Here is a 6,858-nt window from a genome sequence, read left to right on the forward strand (position 1 = left end):
TTTGAATAAATCCTTGAGAGGATGCAGTCGTTAGCGACGACATCCGTTCCTTGTTGCTGTTGTTTTGAGTGATGGATTAAGCCGCGTTACCTTTCCATTTTTTCCAGCGTTTTTGGTCTGGGGAACCTTCTATGTCAAGATTGTCTGCACCCACATTGAAATTGTAGTAGTCCCTTAAAATGCTTTCTAAGTCAGGACCACCGCAATTGCCTTGTAAAATCTGATGAACAGGCAACCAAGCTTGGATGTATTTTTCAGGCTCTCTTTCAAAAATGTCATGGCAGCCATCTGAACAGGTATGGTAGCGTTCGTCTTGGTAAATTGATTCACGATAACTGAACATGGTTTGGTCGCCATCCATCTCTGTAAATGTCATTGGAATTTGGCAGACTTGGCAAAGTTGTGGTAAGCCTGCGCTATAGAAGCGTTTACCTTCGGCTTCCATTTTGCGTGCCAGTTCCCAGCGTGGGCGATAGTATTGATCAAAAGTGTCAGGGTATTTTGCAGATAACCAATCCATTTCTTCATCTGTTGGAATCCAAGTATGGAAGCCAGCCGCATGACCAAAGTTATAGAAAATCCACCATGCTTGGTGTGATACATGCTCTTTTTCTTTGGTGATGACCTCACTGTATTTCGGCATACGAATGCCATAGCGACTAAGGTCTTTGAATAATGCACCACCTGCTTCTTCAAAGTAGGTTTCCCAAGCTTCTTTCCATGACATGACTTTATTTGGCAACATATAGTCCATCATCATGCCGACGATGGAGAGCAAACGGGTGCCACGCCAGAACCATTTATCAATCCATTCTTGAACGATTGGCACATTATCTTCATGCTGTTCAAGTAAGAATTTGACAATTTCTAAACCGAGTGTCATGTGGCGTGCTTCATCTGATTGGGCACTAAAGCCAAAGGTGACAGTTGCCATATCACCGTTATAGGCTGCGCCTGACATAAATGGTACGAATAACAGATTGGTCAATACATATTCAAAGGCAAAACTGATCGCCAATAAAAACTCAAACGGTCCAGCTGAACGGGCATCTTCAAAGAATGATTTCGGAACGGATAAATACCAAACACGATCATGCATATGTGCCCAATCTTGGAAACCGTCAAAGAACTTGTTGTAATGACTCATCGCATGAATCTGGGTTTGTACATGACGTAATTCATCGATAGATTGCATCTGTGAAGCAATCCGAGCGCCGATTCCACCAAATTGGCGTCCAACATGTGCATAACCCTGATAAGCTTGATATTCCAACGGGGTCACTGCGGTTAAAAACAGTTTGATGGCATTGACATAACGTTCATTCGAAACATTCATTTGTCCATTGTTTTGCGCAAATGCATCAAAAATGGCATACAGTTTCTTTTCTTTTTCAGCTTGGTATTTCCAATAGGCATCCATAGTTAAACGGAACGGGTCTTCCCATTTAGACCAGTCAGTGATTTTTATGCCTTCGAATTCTTCATAAGGAAAGGCATCTTTTCGATCTGCATAGGAAAACTCCCAGTCCAGATCACGGGTCAATATTCGATAACGTTCTTTGGCATTGAGTTTTTTATTGCTGACTTTTGCTTGGCTATTCATTTTGATTATCCTTTCAATGGCTTGAAGCTGCCTGCTTCTGATGTTTTGCTTTGATGTAGGGCGACGGGTTTAATTCCACTTCAGGGTAAAACTGTCATCATCTTCCTCTACATTGCCACCCAATGTGATCATGTTGAGTTGCAGTTCTTGAATGTCCCAATCCTGTCCGAGCTTTTCTGATACTGTTTCAGCTCGAATCACCAAAATGCTTGTACTTTCTACGCGTATCATGGCTGGGAGATATTGGATGTTTGCTTCAGGATTGTCCTGTTCAATGGCTTCAATGATATAACGTGAGGTGTCATTGTCTTGTAAGGCTAAATAAACTTTAGAACTCATGATGGCAATTCCTTATGCTGCTGAATCAAGTAAAACCAAACCTACCTTTTTACTGCGTTCTGAAAGAGCATTCAGTGCAGTATCAATATTGCTGTCAGGTAGTGCGTTTTGTGCCCAACTTTGAAATGCCAGTTGAACGTTTGGAAGCATTTCGGTTATCCATGATTGGATTAAAGTTTTATTTTCTTCTGATTCTGAAATCGCAGTTTTTAAAACACTGTCAGACCACTTACGTAAATCAGTTAAGCAGTCTTTAACAAATTCGGTGAGGATGGCGATATCACGCCCACCATGTTCAACAAGCCATTGATCGAGTTGTCCAAAGATCAGTTCTTGTAAGAAGGTGTCGATCAGCAGATTTTGCAGGATGTAGAGTTTGAACCAATCTTGCTCTGTCAGGCTGTGCTCGCAAAGTTTGCGTAGAGGTTGCCACATCTCATCATTCATCCAAGCTTGTTTCGCCTGTGCTAAGGATTCACCTGTATGACCGTCGAGCATCAGACCGATACGGGAAATATATTGCGCCATCCCTAAACGATCCATTGCTGCAAAAATACAGGCTTGGGTGATCACGGTTCCATAGCCATAAGCACTCCCTGACATCATGTGTAAGTTGGCAGTCTGTTCGACATAGCGAAATGGCAATAAACAAGTGATGATTTTTTGTTTGACTGCATCACTGAGGTTGTCAACCAATTGACGTTTTTCAAAAAATGAATAATTACTTTCAGCAGTATCTTGCATACGTGCGCGATGTTGCACATAAGCACCATAGTAGAACTGACGAGGATCCTTAAATGCATACCAGTCTTGCATTTTCAAAGCTGTATGGGTTTGATCATTTAACGTTTTTTCAGGCTTCCACAATGGACGATAGTGAAAGTTGGTGGATGCCTGTACATCAAAACTGACTTCCTGATAACGGGTGGCAGGTTTGCTACCAAAGCGACGTTCGATATAGGCATAGCTTTGGCGAATCGGCTCTAAATTGGATGTTTTAATTTCTAAAGTCATTTCATTCTCCTTTTCGACTTAAGCCTGATCTTCTTGATCAGCATATTGGCGCGTATGATTGAGAACAGTGGGTTCAATGCCGTAGCGCCATTTATCTTCCTGCGCGTCATTCCAAGCCTGTTGTTCTGCGGTCATTTCGATTACATGGTTAATTTCACAAAAGTGCTGAAATGCCTGTTGGGGTAAAACCAATTCAACAAATAGGGTTGGATCATGAATTGCAAAATCAAACTCAACGAATTTGGCATTACGATCACCAGTAATTCGAATGTATTTCACCAGTGGGTGAGTGGGTGTGGCATCTACCATAAGTGGAATCCTTTTGGTCAACATCAACAACAGTTTTGATGCAGAGCATCATGCTCTTCAGATAATTCCCTATAGATATTCCAAAAGTCGTGCCAACTTTATTTTTATATTTAAATACAATTGTTTAAAAATTTTGTGTTGATTGAAAGAGAGGAGATTAATAGAGATTTTCATCAAATGATGAACATTGGTTTAATCAGATTTCATCAAAACAATAAACACCTTATTGATTGATCCATTCGTTTATTTTTTTATTTATGAAATAAGATTTTTTTAAGCGACTGATATAGCTCAAAATTAAGATAATATACCTCTAAGGTATAAAAATATAAGAATAAGGTAGTAAAGCTTTTTAGTCGGAATTAGGTAATATCAAGGTTGCATTCACAAAAGACATATAGCCAAGGATGGATATCATGCCCCAAGCCAAAAATGTGAAGGTATATAAGCAGATACTTGAACAAAACAAAGATATTCAAGATCTATTGGATAAAATCGTTTTTGATACCCGACATGGTCAAATCTGGTTTGATGAAAATCGTATGTTGTTGATGCATACCAGTATCATGGGGTTTTTAAGAAAAGATTTGTTTCAGATGCTAGGGCTTGAAAGAACCAAACGTTTCTTTATTCGTTGTGGTTATCAAGCTGGCATGCGTGACGCAGAAGTGACCTCTAAACTTCGCCCCAATTTAAATGAAGCTGAAGCATTTATGGCGGGACCACAAATGCACGGTATTCGTGGCATGGTGCAGGTAGAAGTCAATGAGTTGCACCTCAGTCATGATCTAAAGCAGTTTTATGCGGATTTTAATTGGCTGAACTCATTTGAAGCTGAAGTTCATTTGAGTGAGTTTGGTTCTTCCGATGAACCAGCTTGTTGGATGCTCTTGGGTTATGCTTGTGGTTACAGTAGTTTTGTGATGGGACAGACCATTATCTATCAGGAAACACATTGTGTCGCTCAAGGGGATGACCATTGTCGAATTATTGGTAAACCTTTAAGTGAATGGGAAAATGCTGATGAGCTGATTCGTTTTATGTCACCAGATCCTATTTCAGATGAAATCATTGCCTTACAGGCTGAACTCAATGCGTTGAAAAAGAATATTTACACAGACGCAGAAAGTGATTACACCATGTTCAATGCGGTGGGTGAATCAGTGGCTTACCGTCAAGTATGTGATTTACTGAAAAAAGCAGCAGGCAGTAAAGTGGCTGTTTTATTGCAAGGTGAAACAGGTGTAGGTAAGGAAGCATTTGCTCGTGGTATCCATAATGCCAGTCAGCGTAAACGCCAACCTTTTGTTGCGGTCAATTGTGCTTGTATTCCTCCAGATTTAATTGAGTCAGAACTTTTTGGTGTTGAAAAAGGTGCATTTACAGGGGCGACTCAATCTCGAATGGGAAAATTTGAACGTGCTCACGGTGGAACGATTTTTCTTGATGAAGTCATTGAGCTTTCACCACGTGCGCAAGCTGCCTTGTTAAGAATGTTACAAGAGGGTGAGTTTGAACGGGTAGGAGATACTCGTACACGTCAAGTTGATGTCAGAATTGTTGCAGCAACCAATGAGGATTTGGAACAAGCTGTGAAAGATGGCAAGTTTCGAGCAGATTTATATTATCGCCTTAATATTTTTCCTGTTTTGATTCCACCTTTACGTGAGCGTAAAGAAGATATTCCTTTATTGATCAATCACTTTTTGGCACGGTTTGAAAATATGTACGACAAAACCTTAAAAGGCTTAAGTGATAAAGCTAAAAGTTTCGTGATGAAATATGATTGGCCGGGTAATATTCGTGAATTAGAAAATTTGTTAGAACGTGCAACATTATTGACGGATCATCAACAGGAAATAAAATTAGACAGTTTATTTCCACAGCATAAAGATGTGGAAAGTACATCTCATTCGACACACATGAATATCAATATTGATGAATTATTGACTGAACATTTTTCCTTGGAACAATTTGAACAAGACATTATTCGTACGGCTATGGACAAAAGTCGCCAAAATGTTTCAGAAGCTGCTCGAATTTTGGGAATTAGTCGGGCGACCTTGGATTATCGATTAAAGAAAATTGATTTACCATAAAGAGATCAGCATGCATCGAGATGACAACCGATTCAATCCATAGCTATATCGCCATATAAATTTATTTAATAAATCAAAGGTTTGAATCATATTCAAAACATCTTGGTGCAGTTTGTCTACTTTATGGCGAAGCTAAGATGTTGAGTGGAAAGAATGAGGCTTCGGAGGCAAATTAATATTCTAAAAACCAATGAATTGAACAGTAAAAACTCACCAGTGTGAGTTTTTACTTAAGACTACAGATTCAAAGAAGATTTAAAATCATCAAGAGACTAGAAAATCTGCCAAGGCTTGATTAAATTGTTGCGGTTTTTCTACATTGGAAATATGCGATGCTTCAATCACAAAGAGTTCAGACTCAGGGATTTGCTCCTGCATAAATTGCCCATCTACAACAGTCGTCACTGGATCTTGTGCACCAGCAATCACCAAGACAGGTACCGTAATGCTATTGATTCGAGTGGTTAAATCCGCTTTAGCCAAAGCCTCACAACAACTTGCATAACCCTCTGTGCTGCTAGCTGCGAGGTCGTTACTCATGGATTTTACAATCGCTGTTTGACTTTGGATAAAGGGCTCGGTAAACCAACGAAGTGCTGCTGTTTCTGCAATCGGGGTTAAGCCTTGCTCACGCACCAATTCGGCACGTGCTAACCAAGCAGATTCCTGACCAATTTTTGCAGCAGTATTGCAGATCACAACATGGTTAAATCGTTGCGGATGATGAATGGCTAACCATTGACCTGTTAAGCCACCCATTGAAATTCCGCAAAAATCTGCTTTTTGAATATTGAGCTGATCCAATAAATGAATGACATCTTGACCCAACTGTTCGATAGAATAGGGTCCTTGAGGTGCTGTCGATTGCCCATGACCACGGGTGTCATAGGCTATGATAAAATGATCTTTTTGAAAATATTCAATTTGAGCCTGCCACATACTCAGTTGAGTACCCAACGAATTGGAAAATACAAGGGCAGGCTGAGTCGGCTTACCCCATGTTTGATAATGAATGACAGCATCATCTGACTGGAATGTTGGCATAGAAACTGATCCTTTTGCCTGTTTGATGATATTGAAAGACCAACAACTTTAATGGTTGGCTACAAAATCTTGTTTTAAATTAAAATTAAACGCGTTGAATAATCATGGCGATGCCTTGACCCACACCGATGCACATTGAACACAAGGCATATTGCCCTTGAATCTGTTCAAGTTGGTTGAGGGCGGTTGTCACCAAGCGCGCACCTGATGCACCCAATGGATGCCCCAAAGCAATCGCACCACCATTCGGATTGACCCGTGCATCATCATCTGCCAAGCCTAAATCACGAGTCACTGCCAAAGCTTGGGCGGCAAAGGCTTCATTCAGCTCAATCACATCCATCTGCGCCAAACTCAGATTTGCCTGTTGAAGTAATTTCTTGATCGCTGGTGCAGGTGCAAATCCCATGATTCGAGGTTCTATACCGACTGTCGTCGCTGCAATGATTT

The 6,858-nt window shown here is 40.5% G+C and carries 6 protein-coding genes and 1 pseudogene; 1 reads left to right on the top strand and 6 read right to left on the bottom strand.

From position 1 onward, the window contains the following. Positions 1 to 76: 76 nt before the first annotated feature. The 4 genes from ACINWC743_RS20510 to ACINWC743_RS20525 all read right to left on the bottom strand — a co-directional run bounded on the left by ACINWC743_RS20510 (position 77) and on the right by ACINWC743_RS20525 (position 3,265). On the bottom strand, positions 77 to 1,603 hold the full coding sequence (locus tag ACINWC743_RS20510) for an aromatic/alkene/methane monooxygenase hydroxylase/oxygenase subunit alpha (RefSeq protein WP_004829543.1): 1,527 nt from the start codon (positions 1,601 to 1,603) through the stop codon (positions 77 to 79). 69 nt (positions 1,604 to 1,672) lie between these two features. Further along, positions 1,673 to 1,942 carry an MmoB/DmpM family protein gene (locus ACINWC743_RS20515; RefSeq protein WP_005033116.1) on the bottom strand — a complete coding sequence of 90 codons (270 nt, stop codon included), beginning with the start codon at positions 1,940 to 1,942 and terminating at the stop codon, positions 1,673 to 1,675. A gap of 12 nt (positions 1,943 to 1,954) precedes the next feature. Beyond that, a complete protein-coding gene (locus tag ACINWC743_RS20520; protein WP_009586747.1) occupies positions 1,955 to 2,956 on the bottom strand; it encodes an aromatic/alkene monooxygenase hydroxylase subunit beta in 1,002 nt (333 codons plus the stop codon). Between the two features lie 18 nt (positions 2,957 to 2,974). Then, the gene (locus ACINWC743_RS20525; protein WP_009586699.1) at positions 2,975 to 3,265 is read right to left on the bottom strand and encodes a phenol hydroxylase subunit; all 291 of its coding nucleotides are present in this window, start codon (positions 3,263 to 3,265) and stop codon (positions 2,975 to 2,977) included. Positions 3,266 to 3,681: 416 nt separating this feature from the next. Here ACINWC743_RS20525 and mobR point away from each other — a divergent pair, with 416 nt between their 5' ends. Beyond that, positions 3,682 to 5,364: a phenol degradation transcriptional regulator MobR gene (gene mobR, locus ACINWC743_RS20530; RefSeq protein WP_009586751.1), complete on the top strand. Its 1,683-nt coding sequence runs from the start codon at positions 3,682 to 3,684 to the stop codon at positions 5,362 to 5,364. Positions 5,365 to 5,628: 264 nt separating this feature from the next. Here the strand turns inward: mobR and pcaD are convergent, their stop codons facing one another. Together pcaD and ACINWC743_RS20540 are read right to left on the bottom strand one after the other, a co-directional pair. Next, the gene (pcaD, locus tag ACINWC743_RS20535) at positions 5,629 to 6,408 is read right to left on the bottom strand and encodes a 3-oxoadipate enol-lactonase (protein ID WP_009586813.1); all 780 of its coding nucleotides are present in this window, start codon (positions 6,406 to 6,408) and stop codon (positions 5,629 to 5,631) included. A gap of 85 nt (positions 6,409 to 6,493) precedes the next feature. Beyond that, positions 6,494 to 6,858, bottom strand: a pseudogene (locus ACINWC743_RS20540) (acetyl-CoA C-acyltransferase); the annotation flags it as partial.

The sequence above is a fragment of the Acinetobacter sp. WC-743 genome (assembly GCF_000335555.1).
Lineage (GTDB): Bacteria > Pseudomonadota > Gammaproteobacteria > Pseudomonadales > Moraxellaceae > Acinetobacter > Acinetobacter bereziniae.

Bases quoted from the DNA above. Each gene is read 5' to 3' on its own strand.
- ACINWC743_RS20520 (WP_009586747.1), bottom strand. From the start codon at position 2,956: ATGACTTTAGAAATTAAAACATCCAATTTAGAGCCGATTCGCCAAAGC.
- pcaD (WP_009586813.1), bottom strand. From the start codon at position 6,408: ATGCCAACATTCCAGTCAGATGATGCTGTCATTCATTATCAAACATGG.
- ACINWC743_RS20525 (WP_009586699.1), bottom strand. From the start codon at position 3,265: ATGGTAGATGCCACACCCACTCACCCACTGGTGAAATACATTCGAATT.
- ACINWC743_RS20515 (WP_005033116.1), bottom strand. From the start codon at position 1,942: ATGAGTTCTAAAGTTTATTTAGCCTTACAAGACAATGACACCTCACGT.
- ACINWC743_RS20510 (WP_004829543.1), bottom strand. From the start codon at position 1,603: ATGAATAGCCAAGCAAAAGTCAGCAATAAAAAACTCAATGCCAAAGAA.
- mobR (WP_009586751.1), top strand. From the start codon at position 3,682: ATGCCCCAAGCCAAAAATGTGAAGGTATATAAGCAGATACTTGAACAA.